General features: G+C 44.6%; 18 protein-coding genes. 14 read left to right on the top strand and 4 right to left on the bottom strand.

The window, feature by feature from the left end:
- Positions 1–113: 113 nt before the first annotated feature.
- From JZY04_RS13340 to mobA, 4 genes are all read right to left on the bottom strand, one after another.
- A complete protein-coding gene (locus JZY04_RS13340; RefSeq protein ID WP_122143628.1) occupies positions 114–767 on the bottom strand; it encodes a hypothetical protein in 654 nt (217 codons plus the stop codon).
- A 69-nt stretch (positions 768–836) separates the two neighbouring features.
- Entirely contained in the window at positions 837–2,840 is a 2,004-nt protein-coding gene (gene mobC, locus JZY04_RS13335; RefSeq protein WP_122143627.1) for a conjugal transfer protein MobC, read from the bottom strand.
- A gap of 20 nt (positions 2,841–2,860) precedes the next feature.
- Entirely contained in the window at positions 2,861–4,099 is a 1,239-nt protein-coding gene (mobB, locus tag JZY04_RS13330; RefSeq protein ID WP_122143626.1) for a conjugal transfer protein MobB, read from the bottom strand.
- A complete protein-coding gene (gene mobA, locus JZY04_RS13325) occupies positions 4,084–4,521 on the bottom strand; it encodes a conjugal transfer protein MobA (protein ID WP_122143625.1) in 438 nt (145 codons plus the stop codon). The genes mobB and mobA overlap by 16 nt, the downstream gene beginning before the upstream one ends.
- A gap of 359 nt (positions 4,522–4,880) precedes the next feature.
- Between mobA and JZY04_RS13320 the strand changes: the two genes are divergently transcribed.
- From JZY04_RS13320 to traN, 14 genes are all read left to right on the top strand, one after another.
- Positions 4,881–5,228: a hypothetical protein gene (locus tag JZY04_RS13320; protein ID WP_122143623.1), complete on the top strand. Its 348-nt coding sequence runs from the start codon at positions 4,881–4,883 to the stop codon at positions 5,226–5,228.
- Positions 5,229–5,230: 2 nt separating this feature from the next.
- The gene (locus tag JZY04_RS13315; protein ID WP_007216062.1) at positions 5,231–5,992 is read left to right on the top strand and encodes a ParA family protein; all 762 of its coding nucleotides are present in this window, start codon (positions 5,231–5,233) and stop codon (positions 5,990–5,992) included.
- 4 nt (positions 5,993–5,996) lie between these two features.
- On the top strand, positions 5,997–6,455 hold the full coding sequence (locus JZY04_RS13310; protein WP_122143622.1) for a DUF3408 domain-containing protein: 459 nt from the start codon (positions 5,997–5,999) through the stop codon (positions 6,453–6,455).
- A 1-nt stretch (position 6,456) separates the two neighbouring features.
- Positions 6,457–7,137 (top strand): hypothetical protein, encoded by a 681-nt coding sequence (locus JZY04_RS13305; RefSeq protein ID WP_122143621.1) that lies wholly within the window; start codon positions 6,457–6,459, stop codon positions 7,135–7,137.
- Between the two features lie 165 nt (positions 7,138–7,302).
- Positions 7,303–7,599: a DUF4134 domain-containing protein gene (locus JZY04_RS13300; protein ID WP_007216059.1), complete on the top strand. Its 297-nt coding sequence runs from the start codon at positions 7,303–7,305 to the stop codon at positions 7,597–7,599.
- A gap of 11 nt (positions 7,600–7,610) precedes the next feature.
- Positions 7,611–7,937: a DUF4133 domain-containing protein gene (locus tag JZY04_RS13295; protein ID WP_032529744.1), complete on the top strand. Its 327-nt coding sequence runs from the start codon at positions 7,611–7,613 to the stop codon at positions 7,935–7,937.
- Positions 7,934–10,438 (top strand): TraG family conjugative transposon ATPase, encoded by a 2,505-nt coding sequence (locus JZY04_RS13290; RefSeq protein ID WP_122143620.1) that lies wholly within the window; start codon positions 7,934–7,936, stop codon positions 10,436–10,438. Before JZY04_RS13295 ends, JZY04_RS13290 begins: the two co-directional genes overlap by 4 nt.
- A 28-nt stretch (positions 10,439–10,466) precedes the next feature.
- Positions 10,467–10,823 carry a DUF3876 domain-containing protein gene (locus tag JZY04_RS13285; RefSeq protein WP_122143619.1) on the top strand — a complete coding sequence of 119 codons (357 nt, stop codon included), beginning with the start codon at positions 10,467–10,469 and terminating at the stop codon, positions 10,821–10,823.
- A 4-nt stretch (positions 10,824–10,827) separates the two neighbouring features.
- The gene (locus tag JZY04_RS13280; protein WP_080783850.1) at positions 10,828–11,457 is read left to right on the top strand and encodes a DUF4141 domain-containing protein; all 630 of its coding nucleotides are present in this window, start codon (positions 10,828–10,830) and stop codon (positions 11,455–11,457) included.
- 18 nt (positions 11,458–11,475) lie between these two features.
- Complete coding sequence (gene traJ / locus JZY04_RS13275) at positions 11,476–12,501, top strand: conjugative transposon protein TraJ (protein WP_011107101.1); 1,026 nt, start codon at positions 11,476–11,478, stop codon at positions 12,499–12,501.
- Positions 12,502–12,513: 12 nt separating this feature from the next.
- On the top strand, positions 12,514–13,137 hold the full coding sequence (gene traK / locus JZY04_RS13270; RefSeq protein ID WP_044135951.1) for a conjugative transposon protein TraK: 624 nt from the start codon (positions 12,514–12,516) through the stop codon (positions 13,135–13,137).
- Positions 13,138–13,140: 3 nt separating this feature from the next.
- Positions 13,141–13,446 carry a TraL conjugative transposon family protein gene (locus tag JZY04_RS13265; protein WP_011107099.1) on the top strand — a complete coding sequence of 102 codons (306 nt, stop codon included), beginning with the start codon at positions 13,141–13,143 and terminating at the stop codon, positions 13,444–13,446.
- A complete protein-coding gene (gene traM, locus JZY04_RS13260) occupies positions 13,421–14,806 on the top strand; it encodes a conjugative transposon protein TraM (RefSeq protein ID WP_122143618.1) in 1,386 nt (461 codons plus the stop codon). The genes JZY04_RS13265 and traM overlap by 26 nt, the downstream gene beginning before the upstream one ends.
- Positions 14,807–14,839: 33 nt before the next feature.
- The gene (gene traN, locus JZY04_RS13255) at positions 14,840–15,748 is read left to right on the top strand and encodes a conjugative transposon protein TraN (protein ID WP_118158788.1); all 909 of its coding nucleotides are present in this window, start codon (positions 14,840–14,842) and stop codon (positions 15,746–15,748) included.

Raw genomic sequence — 15,748 nt, 5'->3', positions numbered from 1 at the left:
GGATTTGGAAACGGGTGGCTTCATTAGTCCTCGTTTGGCTTCATTTGTCCACAGAAGTGCATAAAAAAAGCAGCCTTATTCGACTGCTTCCTTTAAGTTATAGTATGTAAAGATTATAATTCCACTATTTCAATCTCTATTACGTCATAAATGTAATCAATTTTCTTTACTACTAATATGTAGTCATTTAGTTGATTTTTAAATTTATAAACTTTACCTGCTGATACATTTTCTTCTTTGACAATATCTTTTCCATCAATATTTAAACTTATTTTAGCCTCGTTTAAAACAGAAATTTCTTTAATCCCAATAATCAATCTTAGTTCTTTATTAATATATGAATTACTTTTTTTTATAGTAGTATTGATACTTAGCTTTGATTTAATTTCATCAACTTTAGTACTATCCGATTTTATTGGCTCGTTTTGATAAAATTCTAATTGGGTTTTCTTTTGTTCGGTAAGTACCTTATCTAACTTTTCTTTCAGATAAAGTGTAAGTTCCTTATTTTGTGAAATACATTCCCAATATATCTTATTTACACTTTGGAGCTTTATGTTTTCTTCTTCTAAAACAGAAACCTTCTGTTCATAACGCTCAATCAATGATGCCTTATTGTTGATTTGAGCTTTAATATTTTCTATTTCTGCTTGATGTAGTTTTTCTTTATTATCATCTAAAACAAATGTTAAAATAGCCCATGACAAAGTACATCCTGCAATAAAAGTTCCGAGAATGGTTTTAATTGGATGATTTTCTATATTCATAAATTTATTATTTTTGAGTGCAAATATAATGAATTTTAATAATTTACTTTTAATGAATAACTATCCGAATTATTCTTTTATAAGAAATGACAAATTAGGGTCGTTCTTAATCCGTTCCATTTCATCCGTGACAATCTGCTGAACTTCCTGCTTGACCCGGTTGTAATTCGCCTGTATTTCTTCCTGCATCCGGTCGTTCCCGTCCTCGTCCCTGAAATCTATGATTTGGGGTAGCTTCTTGTAGTTGGCAGTTTCCCGTTTCACTTGCTCGTTATCCACCACAATTTCCGCATGGAATATTTTCTGCTCTATCCGTTCATCGAAATTGTCACTGACCGCACCCACAAACATACCCTGCGTCAAGTTGGATATTTTACTGGGTGGTATCAGGCTATCCATTTGCGTACTGATAGAGGTTGATTTATCATTCCGGTTGATAGTCATGCTTTGGCGTTTCTGCAAGACCTTTCCGAAACGGTCTGAAAGCGTTTTTGCTGTTTCAGAAACCACCTGACCGCTAAAAATATTACCAACCGTATTTTCGATTACTTTGCTTTCCTTGTCCCCGTAATCCCGGCGTAACTGGCTGAAATCCTGAAAGCCCAAACAGACCGCTACCTTGTTGCTTCGTGCCGTTGCTATCAGGTTATCCAGTCCCCTAAAGTAGATGGTTGGTAATTCATCTATGATTACAGAACTTTTCAGTTGGTGCTTCTTGTTTATCAGCTTCACGATACGGGAATTATACAACCCCAAAGCACAGGAATAGATATTTTGGCGGTCGGGATTGTTGCCTACTACCAAAATTTTAGGTTCTTCCGGATTGTTTATATCCAGTGAAAAATCGTCCCCTGTCATTACCCAATACAGGGCGGGTGAAATCATCCTCGAAAGTGGGATTTTAGCACTTGCAAGCTGCCCCTGCAACTGGTCTTGCGCATTGGATTCCCATGCGTCCATGAACGGTGAAAGGTAGTTTTCCAGTTCGGGATAACTGGTTAAAATTGTAAATGTATCGGAATATTTCTTATTCAGGAACTCAATGGCGTGCGGGAATGTACAATACTTACCACCCTGATAGATTTTCAAAAACCACACAATAGAAGCCAGTAAGATAATCGGGCTTTCTACGAAGAAGTCCCCTTGCTTGGTTATCCAACTGCGGTTAAGGTTTAACATGATGGTATAACTGGCTTCGTATGCGTCCGATATGTCCGTCATAAATGCCGGATTTATCGGGTTACATCGGTGGCTTTTACGTGGGTCGTCAAAGTTAATCATGTAGAATTTCGGTTGTACCTTATACCCGTCTAAATGGTTGATTAAGTGATTGTAAGCTATCTCCGAAAGGTCAGGAAATTTGTAGTCATAAATATAAACAGCAAAGCCTTTTTCGATTTGCTGTTTTATGTAATTATTGACTATCGCATACGATTTTCCCGAACCGGGTGTGCCTAAAACCATGCTTGCCCTAAACGGGTTTACAATGTTTATCCACCCATCGTTCCACTTCTTTTTATAGTAGAAACGGGTCGGCAGATTGATAGAATATTCGTTTTCTATCAGGCGTGTTTCCTGTGCGAAACTTTCATTTTCCAAATTAAACACATCGTCCATCAGGTTATTTTTCAACAGGCGGGAAATCCATACTCCGGCTGCCAATAACGAAAGATACCCGGCTGTCATGGTAAAGATATACAATGCCGTGTTTGCCGCCAGTGGCAACGGTAAAACCAATAACCACCAGTTCAGGAAAAACAGGATAAAACCGATTGTCAGGAATACATAAATCTTGTTCCATGTGATTTTTTCCTCTTTCACTCCCTTTGTTCCCAAACAGGAAAGTGCAAGGAATACCACTGAAAAAAGTTTGGTATATAGGATATTGGAGAACAGCCCGGCGGTACGCTGGAAGTTCAGCAGGATTTTATCGACTACCCCGATATTGATACCCCATTCCCTAAACGACTGATAACAAAACCAATAGATGTTTATCACTACAAATAAAATACTGATTGCCCGCATAAAGTCCATGACCTTTGCAAGTCCTCTTAAATCATCTTCATTCTGCATAATTGAAATTTTTATAGTTATTAAATACGTCTTTGTTTCTTCTTCTTTTTCTTCTTGGGTGGTGGAACTTGGCTGTTGTCGGGTGGCGTATCGTCCCCACCGGATAACAGGCTGAACAGTCCCGCAATGGCTTTTCCTGTATTTTCAAGATGTCCGGTCGGGTTATATTCCGGCTTGTGTTCCTGCGTTTCCTGTTTACTGTTTCCCGTCAAAGTACGGGAGCCGGAAAACAGGTCGTTGAACACATTGGCGGAAAAGTCCTTTCCCAACCGTGAACCGTTCAGGACGGTACGGTTTTCGTGGTCGATGAATGTTACACCGTATATCCTACCTGTATCGTTCTGCCGGAAAAGAACATCTATGCCTTTCGCTTTCAATTCCGTAATAAGCTGTTCCCGGCTACGGGCGGATTTCATTACTGCCCCAACCGTCCGGCGGGTACGCTCTTTCAGGTTCTTGTCCTGAATGTCTTTTGTGGATTTCTTGATGTGTCGCTGGATTGCTTCGTAACCTACCGACTTACCCAAAGAGGATGATTTGAACGGGTTGCCTTGTTTTTCCCCTTTGTCATTGGTTGCCGAATAGACAATGCCGTTATAGGGTTTGCCGTTCACTTCCCCTTTCACTTCTTCTGCCTGTACATTATATATAGATAGCAACGCTTTGTATTCCGTGAAACTTTGGAAACGGTAGCTGCTGGCAAGGGCTTTCACCGTATTGGCTAACTGGTGCTTTACGTCCCCTGCCCGGTAGTCCACCTTTTTAAGTTCGGGGCGGTCGGCTGCCTGTTTCTTCTCTGCCGGATGCAGCCCGTACTTCTGTTCCAGTTCACGGGTGATTTGTTTGCTGCGGATATGCTCGAACTTGTCGTTTATCTTTTTGCCCGTATCATCCACCCGGATGGAAACGATATGTATATGATGCCTTGCAATATCTTCGTGCTTGTAAACCATATACGGCTGGTTGCCGTACCCCAACTTATCCATATATTCTTTGGCTATATCCGCAAGCTGGCTATTGGAAAGTACATCGTCTGGGTGCGGGTTCAGGGAGATATGGATAATCGGCTTTTCCGTTTTCAGGTCTGCGGGCAGGTGCATATCGAAACATTCCATACATCGCCGGATGCTGAAATTTCCGTCCTCGCTTTCAAACATACGGTTACTTAAAAGTACCTTTCCCTGTTCTTCGTCCACCTTGTTTTGGTTGTAGGAAAGCGCACCGAACAGGGAACTGCCTACGCTTATCTTTGCAACCATCTTGTTTCAAACTCACGGGTCAGTTCAATAATTTGGCGGTTCAGGTCGGCAAGTTCTATCGTTGCCTTTTCCAGTTTATAGAGAAAAGCGAGTGCTTTCTTCTCCGAAAAATTGGTATTGAGAGCCTTTACCACCTGATTATAATTCACGGCAATACCCCTGTACTGGGAATATAAAGCGGTCAGCCGGGTATAATATTCTACTGCCGCCTTGTCGATTTTAATCACTTTGAACGGTTCGTCAAAGATACGGGCGGTGATAAAATGCGCTTTGGTGCGCATACCGGATTGGTCGAACAATGCCAAAAAGCGGGCGTGGTCTATCGCATTGAAGCTGATAGAGTACCGGAACACTGCCGGGTCTGCTTTGGGCTTTCGTCCTGCGCCACCCGGACGGGGCGCATTTTCATTTTTCTGTTTCATGCTACATTTCTTTAAAGGGTTACGACTTCGGAGTGACCCTATCCCGGCTTCGTCCGGGCAAGGCGTTCAAAGCTGCTGAAAGAATTTCAAGCTGCTTAGAACACACCTTGCTATTTGCCAGTGCAAATAAAAATCCGCCTACGGACGGATTGGAGTTAGCGGAGATTGGAACGCTCCCGATACCGGGGGCTTGGTTAGCTTGATCGATACCTTTCGGTTGCAAAGTAACAGGTATTAAAAATGCTGTGAAATAGCGGGTTATAGGACAAATGAGGACAAACGGGGACATTTGAGGACACATCTCGAAAGGGGTTGTTTTTCTACGTTTATTTGTCCCGGATTTCAAGAAAGATAGGAATATGGATAGATGGAAATATGTAACGGAAAGCGGACGGAAAGAAAGCGGTTTTGAAAACTTGAAAACAAGATTTCAAGATTGCAATCTTTCAAGAAAGCAGGAAAGCAAACCGGATGGAATGATTGAAAGGAAACGGTCATTCAATCGGGAAAGCAAACTGTCTGCAAAGAAAACAAGCTGTCTTTGTGGAATGAATGAAAACAAAAAAGCAAGAAAGAAAACAGGCTGTCTTTGTAGAAAGGAAGCAATCATTCCGGCTTTCGAGCTTTCAACATGGAACGAAAGAAAACTGTCCGTCAATCTGAACGGATGGAATGAAATAAAGATGTATCACAATAATTCAAAATGACAATGAAGAAAGAAACCTTGTATGTGGCTTTCTCCACCCAAAAGGGCGGGGTCGGCAAAACAACGTTCACCGTCTTGGTGGCAAGTTACCTGTATTACCTGAAAGGGTATAACGTGGCGGTCGTGGATTGCGATTACCCGCAACATTCTATTTCCGCCATGCGCAAACGGGATGCCGAACAAGTAAACGGTGACGATTATTACAAACAGCTTGCCTTTCACCAGTTCAAGACGCTGGGAAAGAAAGCGTACCCGGTCTTATGCAGTTCGCCGGACGAAGCGATAAAAACGGCGGATGAATTTCTTGCGTCTGCCGGGTCGGATTATGATGTGGTCTTTTTCGACCTGCCCGGAACGGTGAACAGTGAGGGCGTTATCAATTCCCTTTCAGGGGTGGACTACATTTTCACTCCCATAGCCGCCGACCGGGTGGTATTGGAAAGCAGCCTTTCCTTTGCGGTGGCTATCGACAAACTGCTGGTAAGGAATGAAGCGTGCCGACTGAAAGGGCTGCACCTGTTTTGGAACATGGTAGATGGGCGGGAAAAAACAGACCTGTACACCCTGTATGAACAGACCATCGGGGAACTGGAATTACCCCTTATGAAAGTATTTATCCCGGACACCAAAAGGTTTAAAAAGGAACTGGACGCACAACGTAAAACCGTGTTCCGTTCTACGCTGTTCCCGGCGGACAAACGGCTGGTAAAGGGCAGCAACATGGAAGAACTGATAACCGAAATCGCATACCTTATAAAACTGTAACGATATGGCAAAGCAAAGCGGCGGGAAACCGCAAATTGACGAGGATTTTATGAAAGAGATTATTTCACAGGGCTTGCCCGTGAAAAAACAGGAAATGTCATCGGTGGCGGTGGAAACACCGGATAAACCGGACGATAAAACGGGTACTGTGGAAACGGCAGATAAACCGGAAATCAAGGCAGAACCAAAGGAAGAAAAGGCGGTGAAAGAACCTGCCCGCCGGAAAAAGAACACTCCGGGCGACTACCGGGAAACCTATTTCATGCGGGTGGACTTGACCGACCGACAACCGTTATATGTCAGCCGTACCACACACGAAAAGTTAATGAAAATAGTAACCGTTATCGGCGGACGCAAGGCAACCGTCAGCAGTTATGTAGAAAATATCCTGCTCCGACATTTCGACCAGTTTCAGGATGAGATAAACGAACTGTACGAAAGCAAATTTGAAAAGCCGTTCTGATATGTTGAAATGGTTTATTATCGGAACACTCCTGTATTACGCCGTTCTCTTATGGCGATACAGGGATAGCTTGGGAACATGGTTCACGGGTGGGAAAAGAGAGCCGGAACAACCGGAAAGCAAACCGACCGTGAAAGCCGGAAACGGTGATTGTCTTGTAGGTGCAAGCCGTTACCGGATGGGACAAATGAGGACAAACGGGGACATCTTAGGACACCTTTCAAAAGGGGTTGATAATGCTTCTATATTTGTCCCGCAAAGCGATGAAACGGTAACTGAAACACCTGCTGCGCAAGCGATTGAAACCGAATTTGAAATGGAATTTGAAACGGAAAATACGGAAGAAACGGACGTTTCGGCGGATGAAATCGAAGCGGAAGAAATCGCCTGTTACATGGGTGAGGGTGAACCGGAAATGGCGCAAGGTATCACACTGGGGGAACTGGCGCAAATGGTTCAGGTCATTCAGATAAAACAAGCATCCGAAACGGAAGAACGGCAAGCGGTACAAACCATCTGCCGGACGGAAACAAACCTGTTTCATTCGCTGGTGGAGCAGATTAACGGGGGCAGGTCACGGGTGGCGGAACTTTTACAAAAGCATGAGATACCCGTGCCCGCCACCGTCCCGGTTGCCGGAAGTAATGAAATGGCAGACTTTGACATGAACGATTTTCTTTAATGGCAAACTTTAAATAATAAGATGATGAAACAAAGAGATTACGGTTAAGACAAACCTTTCTGAACACTGGGGAACACTCCCCACAACCACAAAAATTCAATTATTAATCACTCCGCCGGGCGGACTATCCAACCGCCCGGCAATTTAAAAATCAATGTATTTATAATGAAAAAGAAAGTTCTCTTTTCGGCAGTCGCTCTATTGGCTGCATCCTCTGCTTTTGCACAAGGTAACGGCATGGCGGGTATTACAGAAGCTACCAACATGGTAACATCCTATTTCGACCCGGCGACAAAATTAATTTACGCCATCGGTGCGGTGGTGGGCTTGATTGGCGGCGTGAAAGTCTATGGCAAGTTTTCTTCGGGCGACCCTGACACCAGTAAAACGGCGGCTTCTTGGTTTGGTGCTTGTATCTTTTTGATTGTCGCTGCCACTATCCTACGTTCATTCTTCCTCTAAAGAAATGGACTATGGCAGACTATCCGATTAACAGGGGGATAGGCAAGCCAGTTGAGTTTAAAGGGTTGAAAAGTCAGTATCTTTTCATTTTTGCGGGCGGGCTGTTAGCCCTGTTCGTGCTTTTCATCATCATGTACATGGTAGGCATTAACCAGTGGGTGTGCATCATCTTCGGCGTTACTTCGGCAACGTTGCTTGTATGGCTCACATTCCGGTTAAATGAAAAGTACGGGACACACGGGTTAATGAAATTGTCCGCACGCAAAAGCCACCCTTTCCATATCATCAACCGAAAAGCCATATCCCGATTATTCCATTTAAAACAAGCATCGAAATGAGAAATATATTAAAAGCTACTACGCTGGAAAACAAGTTTCCACTGTTCACGGTGGAAAACGGGTGCATCGTTTCCAAAGACGCCGACATAACGGTGGCGTTCCGGGTGGAACTGCCGGAACTGTTCACCGTCACGGCAGCCGAATACGAAGCGATACATTCCGCTTGGAACAAGGCGGTAAAGGTGCTGCCCGATTATAGCATCGTTCATAAACAGGACTGGTTCATCAAAGAAAACTATGCGCCTGACATCCAAAAGGATGATTTGAGTTTCCTTTCCCGTTCCTTTGAACGGCATTTTAATGAAAGACCGTTCTTAAACCATACCTGCTATTTGTTTCTGACGAAAACGACAAAGGAACGTAGCCGGATGCAGAGTAATTTTTCTACTCTTTGCCGGGGCTTCCTTGTCCCCAAAGAGATAAAGGACAAGGAAACGGTTACAAAGTTCCTCGAAGCGGTGGGGCAGTTTGAAAGCATTATGAATGATAGCGGTTTCATTACCCTTACCCGCCTGACTTCGGACGAAATCACCGGGACAAAGGAAACGGCGGGTATCGTGGAAAAATACTTTTCACTCTCACAAACAGACACTACCACATTGAAAGATATTCAACTGAACGCCGAAGATATGCGGATAGGTGACGATATTCTTTGTTTGCATACTCTTTCGGATGCGGAAGATATGCCGGGCAAGGTGGGAACTGATACCCGCTATGAAAAGCTATCCACCGACCGGAGCGATTGCAGATTATCTTTTGCTTCTCCGGTGGGCGTGTTGCTCTCCTGTAACCATATCTATAACCAGTACATCTTCATTGACGACCATACGGAGAACCTGAAACAGTTTGAAAAGATGGCTCGCAATATGCACTCCCTTTCCAAATACAGCCGTGCCAATCAGATTAACAAGTCTTGGATAGAGGAATATTTGAACGAAGCACATTCACAGGGGCTTATCTCCGTGCGATGCCATTGTAATATCATGGCATGGAGTGACGACCGGGACGAACTCAAACACATTAAAAATGATGTGGGGTCACAGCTCGCACTTATGGAGTGCAAGCCACGTCATAACACCACCGACACACCGACCTTGTTTTGGGCGGGCATACCCGGCAATCAGGCGGACTTTCCGGCGGAAGAAAGTTTCTACACCTTTATAGAACAGGCTCTTTGTATGTTCACCGAAGAAACGAACTACAAAAGTTCGCTTTCTCCCTTTGGTATCAAGATGGTGGATAGGGTCACAGGAAAGCCGTTGCATATTGATATTTCAGACCTGCCAATGAAAAAAGGTATCATTACCAATCGCAACAAGTTCATACTTGGGCCGAGTGGTAGCGGCAAATCATTCTTCACCAATCACATGGTGCGCCAGTATTACGAACAAAATGCGCACGTCCTACTGGTTGATACCGGAAACAGTTACTTAGGATTGTGTGAAATGATAAATAGGAAAACGCACGGGGAAGATGGGATATATTTTACCTATACCACTGAAAACCCGATAGCGTTTAATCCTTTCTATGTGGAAGATGGGGTATTCGATATTGAAAAGAAAGAGAGTATCAAAACGCTTATCCTGACCCTGTGGAAAAGGGATGATGAAGCACCCACACGGGCGGAAGAAGTGGCTTTGTCAAACGCCGTAAGTTCCTATATCGAACTGATTACTAAGGACAATTCGGTTACTCCCTGCTTCAATACATTCTACGAGTATGTGAAAACCGATTACCGGGAACACCTGCAAGAAAAAAACGTCCGGGAAAAGGATTTCGATATAGACAACTTCCTGAATGTATTAGAACCTTACTACAAAGGGGGCGAATATGATTACCTGCTGAACTCCGACAAGGAGCTTGATTTGCTGCATAAACGCTTCATTGTCTTTGAGTTGGATAATATCAAAGACCACAAAATCCTGTTCCCGATTACAACCATTATTATCATGGAAGTATTTATTTCCAAAATGCGTAAACTAAAGGGTATCAGGAAATTAATATTGATAGAAGAAGCGTGGAAAGCGATTGCATCGGCGAATATGGCGGATTACATAAAATATTTATACAAAACCGTTAGGAAGTATTTCGGCGAAGCGATTGTAGTTACCCAAGAGGTCGAAGATATTATTTCCTCGCCCATTGTAAAAGAGAGTATTATAAACAATTCTGATTGTAAGATACTGCTCGACCAAAGGAAATACCTTAATAAATTCGATAGCATACAGAACCTTTTGGGACTGACCGATAAGGAACGTTCACAGGTGCTTTCCATCAACCTTGCCAATCATCCGAACCGGAAATACAAGGAAGTTTGGATAGGCTTAGGCGGTACACAATCAGCCGTATATGCTACCGAAGTGAGTTTGGAAGAATATTTTACATACACCACCGAAGAAACGGAAAAGATGGAACTATTCGCCTTGTCCGAAAAGTTGGGCGGTAATCTCGAACTTGCTATCAAACGGCTTGCCGAAAGCAAGCGCAATCCCGAAAAATAATCAATTAACAATTTAAAAATCATTCAGTATGAAACATTTAAAATTCTTGTTTCCGGTGCTGTTATGCACCTTGTTACTGGGGCTTTCTTCCTGTAAGGAAACAAACACCGACCGTCTTAGGGCGATGCATGGTGACTGGGAAAGCGTGAAAAACCGTCCTGCGTTCTCTCTCTTTGAGGAAAACGGGCATTACCGGGTAACGACCTATCGAAAGACCTACCGGGGGACTATCCAAACGGAAACCTATCAGATTTCAGAACAAGACGGAAACCTGTTCATCGAAACGGGGTTGTCCGTCCTGCTGACTTATGACAAAGAGAATGACCGGATTCTGCTTTCTCCCGGCGGAGAATATAAACGGAGTAACCAACCAATAAAGAAGTAAGCGTATGAAAACAAAGATTATAATGCTGCTCGTAGTATGCAGCCTGTTTGCCGGAAAGGTAAACGCACAATGGGTGGTGAGTGACCCCGGCAACTTGGCGCAAGGGATTATCAATGCGTCAAAGAACATCATTCAGACTTCTTCGACCGCACAGAATATGATAAAGAATTTTCAGGAAACGGTAAAGATTTATCAACAGGGAAAAGATTATTATGATGCCTTAAAATCAGTGCATAACCTTGTCAAAGATGCCCGGAAAGTACAAAAGTCTATCCTGCTTATCGGTGAGATTTCCGACATCTATGTGAACAGTTTTCAGAAGATGCTTTCGGATGAAAACTACACGCCGGACGAGCTTTCCGCCATTGCCTATGGCTATACCCAACTGTTGCAGGAAAGTTCCGATGTGCTGGAAGAAATGAAAAGTGTGGTGAACATCAACGGGCTTTCCATGTCGGATAAAGAACGGATGGACGTTATCGACCGGACGTATAACGCCATCAGGAACTACCGGGATTTGGTGAGTTATTATACCCGCAAAAATATTTCCGTTTCCTACCTGCGGGCGAAAAAGAAAAAGGACACTGACCGGGTAATGGCTTTGTACGGTTCGGCGGATGAACGTTACTGGTAACTTCTAAAAATAGGTAGTATGTTATTAGCAATCGAATTTGATAACCTGCATCAGATACTCCGTAGTTTATACACGGATATGATGCCGTTATGCGGGAACATGGCGGGGGTAGCCAAAGGAATAGCGGGACTGGGGGCTTTGTTTTATGTGGCTGCCAAAGTATGGCAGTCGCTCGCCAGTGCCGAACCGATAGACGTTTACCCTTTGCTCCGTCCCTTTGTAATAGGCTTCTGTATTATGTTCTTCCCCACATTCGTACTGGGTACGATTAACAGCGTGATGTCGCCAGTAGTCAAGGGGTGTAACAATATGCTCGAAACGCAAACTTTCGATATGAACGCCTACCGGGAACAAAAGGACAAACTGGAATATGAAGCGATGGTGCGTAATCCGGAAACGGCTTACCTTGTTTCGGATGAAGCGTTTGATAAACAGATTGACGAATTGGGATGGTCTGCCAAAGATATTGCCACAATGGGCGGTATGTACATGGATAGGGCAGCCCACAATATTAAGCAATCCGTCCGGGATTGGTTCAGGGAACTTTTGGAACTGCTCTTTCAATCGGCAGCCCTTGTGATAGACACTATCCGAACCTTTTTCTTGATTGTCCTTGCCATACTGGGTCCGATAGCCTTTGCCATCAGTGTATATGATGGCTTTCAGGCGACACTGACCCAATGGATAACAAGGTACATTTCTGTTTACCTGTGGCTACCCGTTTCAGACCTGTTCAGTTCCATTCTTGCCCGAATACAGGTGCTTATGCTCCAAAAGGATATTCAGGAGCTATCAGACCCCAATTTTGTACCCGATAGCAGCAATTCAGTGTACATAATCTTTATGATAATCGGTATCATCGGTTACTTCACCATCCCCACCGTATCGAACTGGATTATTCAGGCGGGCGGAATGGGCAACATGAGCCGGAATATAAACAGTGCAGCCAATAAAACGGGCAGTGGCGTTGGTGCGGTAGCCGGAGCAGCCACCGGAAACGCTGGCGGCAGGGTCGGCGGTAAACTAATCAAAGGTAATCAATAATTAAAAATCAAGATGGAATTTAAAAGTTTAAAGAACATTGAAACCAGTTTCAAACAGATACGTCTTTTCGGGATTGTGTTTGTCGTTATGTGTACCCTGATAACGGGGTATGCCGTTTGGAACTCCTACACATTTGCCGAAGCGCAACGACAGAAAATTTATGTATTGGACGGTGGTAAAAGTTTGATGCTTGCGCTTTCGCAAGACCTGACACAAAACCGTCCGGTTGAAGCAAGGGAACATGTGAAGCGTTTTCACGAACTCTTTTTCACGCTCTCACCGGATAAGAACGCTATCGAAAGCAATATCAAACGGTCGCTGTTCCTCGCCGATAAGAGCGCATTTAACTATTACCGTGACCTCTCGGAAAAGGGATATTACAACCGTATCATTTCGGGCAATATCAGCCAGACCATACAGATAGACAGTGTTTCATGCAATTTCGATGTGTACCCGTATGCGGTGGCTACCTATGCCCGCCAAATGATTATCCGTGAAAGCAGCGTGACGGAAAGAAGCCTTGTCACCCGTTGCCGGTTATTAAACGCCGTAAGAAGTGATAATAATCCGCACGGCTTTATCATGGAAAGTTTCGAGATAACGGAAAATAAGGACTTGAACACCATAAAGCGGTAAGCCATGATACGGAAAATACTCTCTCCGGTCAATCAGGCAATTACCCATGTGCAGGACTGGGCGGATGAAAAACTCCGCCGCCTGTGCGGGCGCATGACACCGGAAATAAGGCTGGCGGTAATCCTGCTTATGCTCCTGTTCTTCGGCGGGCTATCCATCTACTTTACGGTATCATCCATTTACCGGATAGGAAAAGAGGATGGCGAAACCATACGGATAGAACACATCAGGCAGTTGCAGTTACAAAGTAAAGACAGTACGAACATTTTTAATCAGTCAGACAATGGAAGAAAAAGAAGTGAAGAATGAAGTTCCCACACCGGAAACGGCAAAGGGAAAAGAACCTGAAAAACAGGGAAAGGAAAAAAAGGAACTGACCCCACAGCAGATACAGCAACGAAAAAAGATGCTGGTTTACCCGCTTATGGGACTGGTTTTCTTAGGGTCTATGTACCTGATTTTTGCACCGTCCGATAAGGACGAAGCAAAGGTGGAAAACGTGGGCGGATTTAATGCCGATATTCCGCAACCCAAAGGGGACGGGATAATCAGCGATAAAAAGACCGCCTACGAACAGGAACAAATGGAGAACAAACAGGCGGACAAGATGCGCTCCTTACAGGATTTTGCCTTTTCGCTCGGAGAGGAAAACGGGAACGGGGAAGATTTGACCCTGATAGATGATGCTCCGGCAGAAAAACCGAAAACCAATGTAATAGACTTCGGGGCGGGTGCGCCGAACAATAGCCGTTCCTCTATCCAATCTTCGGCGGCAGCTTACCGGGACATGAACCGTCAGTTAGGCAGTTTCTACGAAACGCCGAAAGAGGACAAGGAAAAAGAGGAACTGAAACGTCAGGTGGAAGAACTCACTGCCCGGCTCGATGCGAAAGAAAGCGGTGCGGGTAACATGGATGAACAGGTTGCACTTATGGAAAAGTCCTACGAACTGGCGGCAAAGTATATGAACGGACAGAACGGGCAAAGCGTACCACCGCAACCGGGACAGATTGCACAGGTCGCACCGTCCGCACCTGTTCAGGGCAAAGGAAATGCCACACCTGTAAAATCGGTATCGGACAGGACGGTTTCAGGATTGCAGCAGCCCATGAGCAACGCCGAATTTGTCGCCGAATACAGCAAGCCACGCAATTACGGGTTTAATACGGCGGTCGGTAGCGGTTATTCGATGGGAAAGAATACTATCCGGGCGTGTATTCATAACGACCAAACACTTATGGACGGGCAGACCGTCAAGCTCCGGCTGTTAGAACCGTTACAGGCGGGGAACGTGATTGTCCCGAAAAACAGCCTTGTTTCAGGAAGTGCCAAAGTGCAGGGGGAACGGCTCGACATACTGGTGTCCTCGCTCGAATATGCGGGTAACATCATTCCGGTGGAACTTGCCGTTTACGACAGTGACGGGCAAAAGGGGCTTTCCGTTCCCTCGTCACTGGAACAGGAAGCGGCAAAGGAAGCGATGGCGAACATCGGTGCGGGACTGGGTACGAGCATTTCATTTGCGCAAAGTGCCGGGCAGCAGGTCGCAATGGATATTACAAGGGGCTTGATGCAAGGCGGGTCGCAATACCTTGCCAAGAAGTTCAGAACGGTAAAAGTACACCTGAAAGCGAACTATCAGGTGATGCTTTACGCCAAACAACAGTAATTTATTTATCAACCATAAAAATTTCAATCCAAAATGAAAAAGTTAATTATCATGTTCGCCCTGCTTTTGGGCGTGGTTTCAATGAAAGCACAAAGTAACGATTTGTATCAGGGCATTACAAAAAAGCTGCCTTACCGCCAAATGGTGACACCTTACGGTGTACAGGTGACGTTCGCCAAAACGGTACATATCATTTTCCCGTCTGCCGTTAAGTACGTGGACTTAGGCAGTAACTACATTATTGCCGGAAAAGCGGACGGGGCGGAAAATGTTGTCAGGGTCAAGGCTACGACAGAGGGCTTTCCCGGTGAAACCAATTTTTCCGTTATCTGTGAGGATGGCAGCTTTTACAGTTTTAACGCAAAATACGCACACGAACCGGAAATGCTGAACATCGAAATGAAAGACTTCTTGGAGAATGAGGACACAACGGATTTCAGCCATACCCGGATGAACATCTATTTCCGTGAACTGGGTAACGAAAGCCCGCTTTTGGTAAAGCTGATTATGCAGTCCATCTACAAGAACAATGACCGGGAAATAAAGCATTTGGGATGCAAACGGTTCGGGGTGCAGTTCTTGGTAAAGGGGATTTATTCGCATAACGGGCTGTTCTACTTCCACACACAAACAAAGAACAGTTCAAACGTGCCGTTTGATACCGACTTTATCCGTTTCAAGATTGTGGATAAGAAAGTAGCCAAAAGAACGGCTATTCAGGAAACGGTGATTGACCCGGTGCGGAGCTATAACGAGATACTGGTTATCGGCGGCAAAAGTACCGTCCGCACCGTGTACACCGTTCCGCAGTTCACTATCCCTGACGATAAGATATTAGTCATCGAACTGGTGGAAAAGAACGGGGGCAGACACCAAACTATCCGGGTGGAAAATTCGGATATAGTGGCTGCCAAAGTGATTAACGAACTTAAAATCAAATGA

This window comes from Bacteroides sp. 11BF (genome assembly GCF_019633765.1).
GTDB classification, from domain to species: Bacteria; Bacteroidota; Bacteroidia; order Bacteroidales; family Bacteroidaceae; genus Bacteroides; species Bacteroides hominis.
This window is presented reverse-complemented; position numbering and strand designations above follow the sequence as displayed.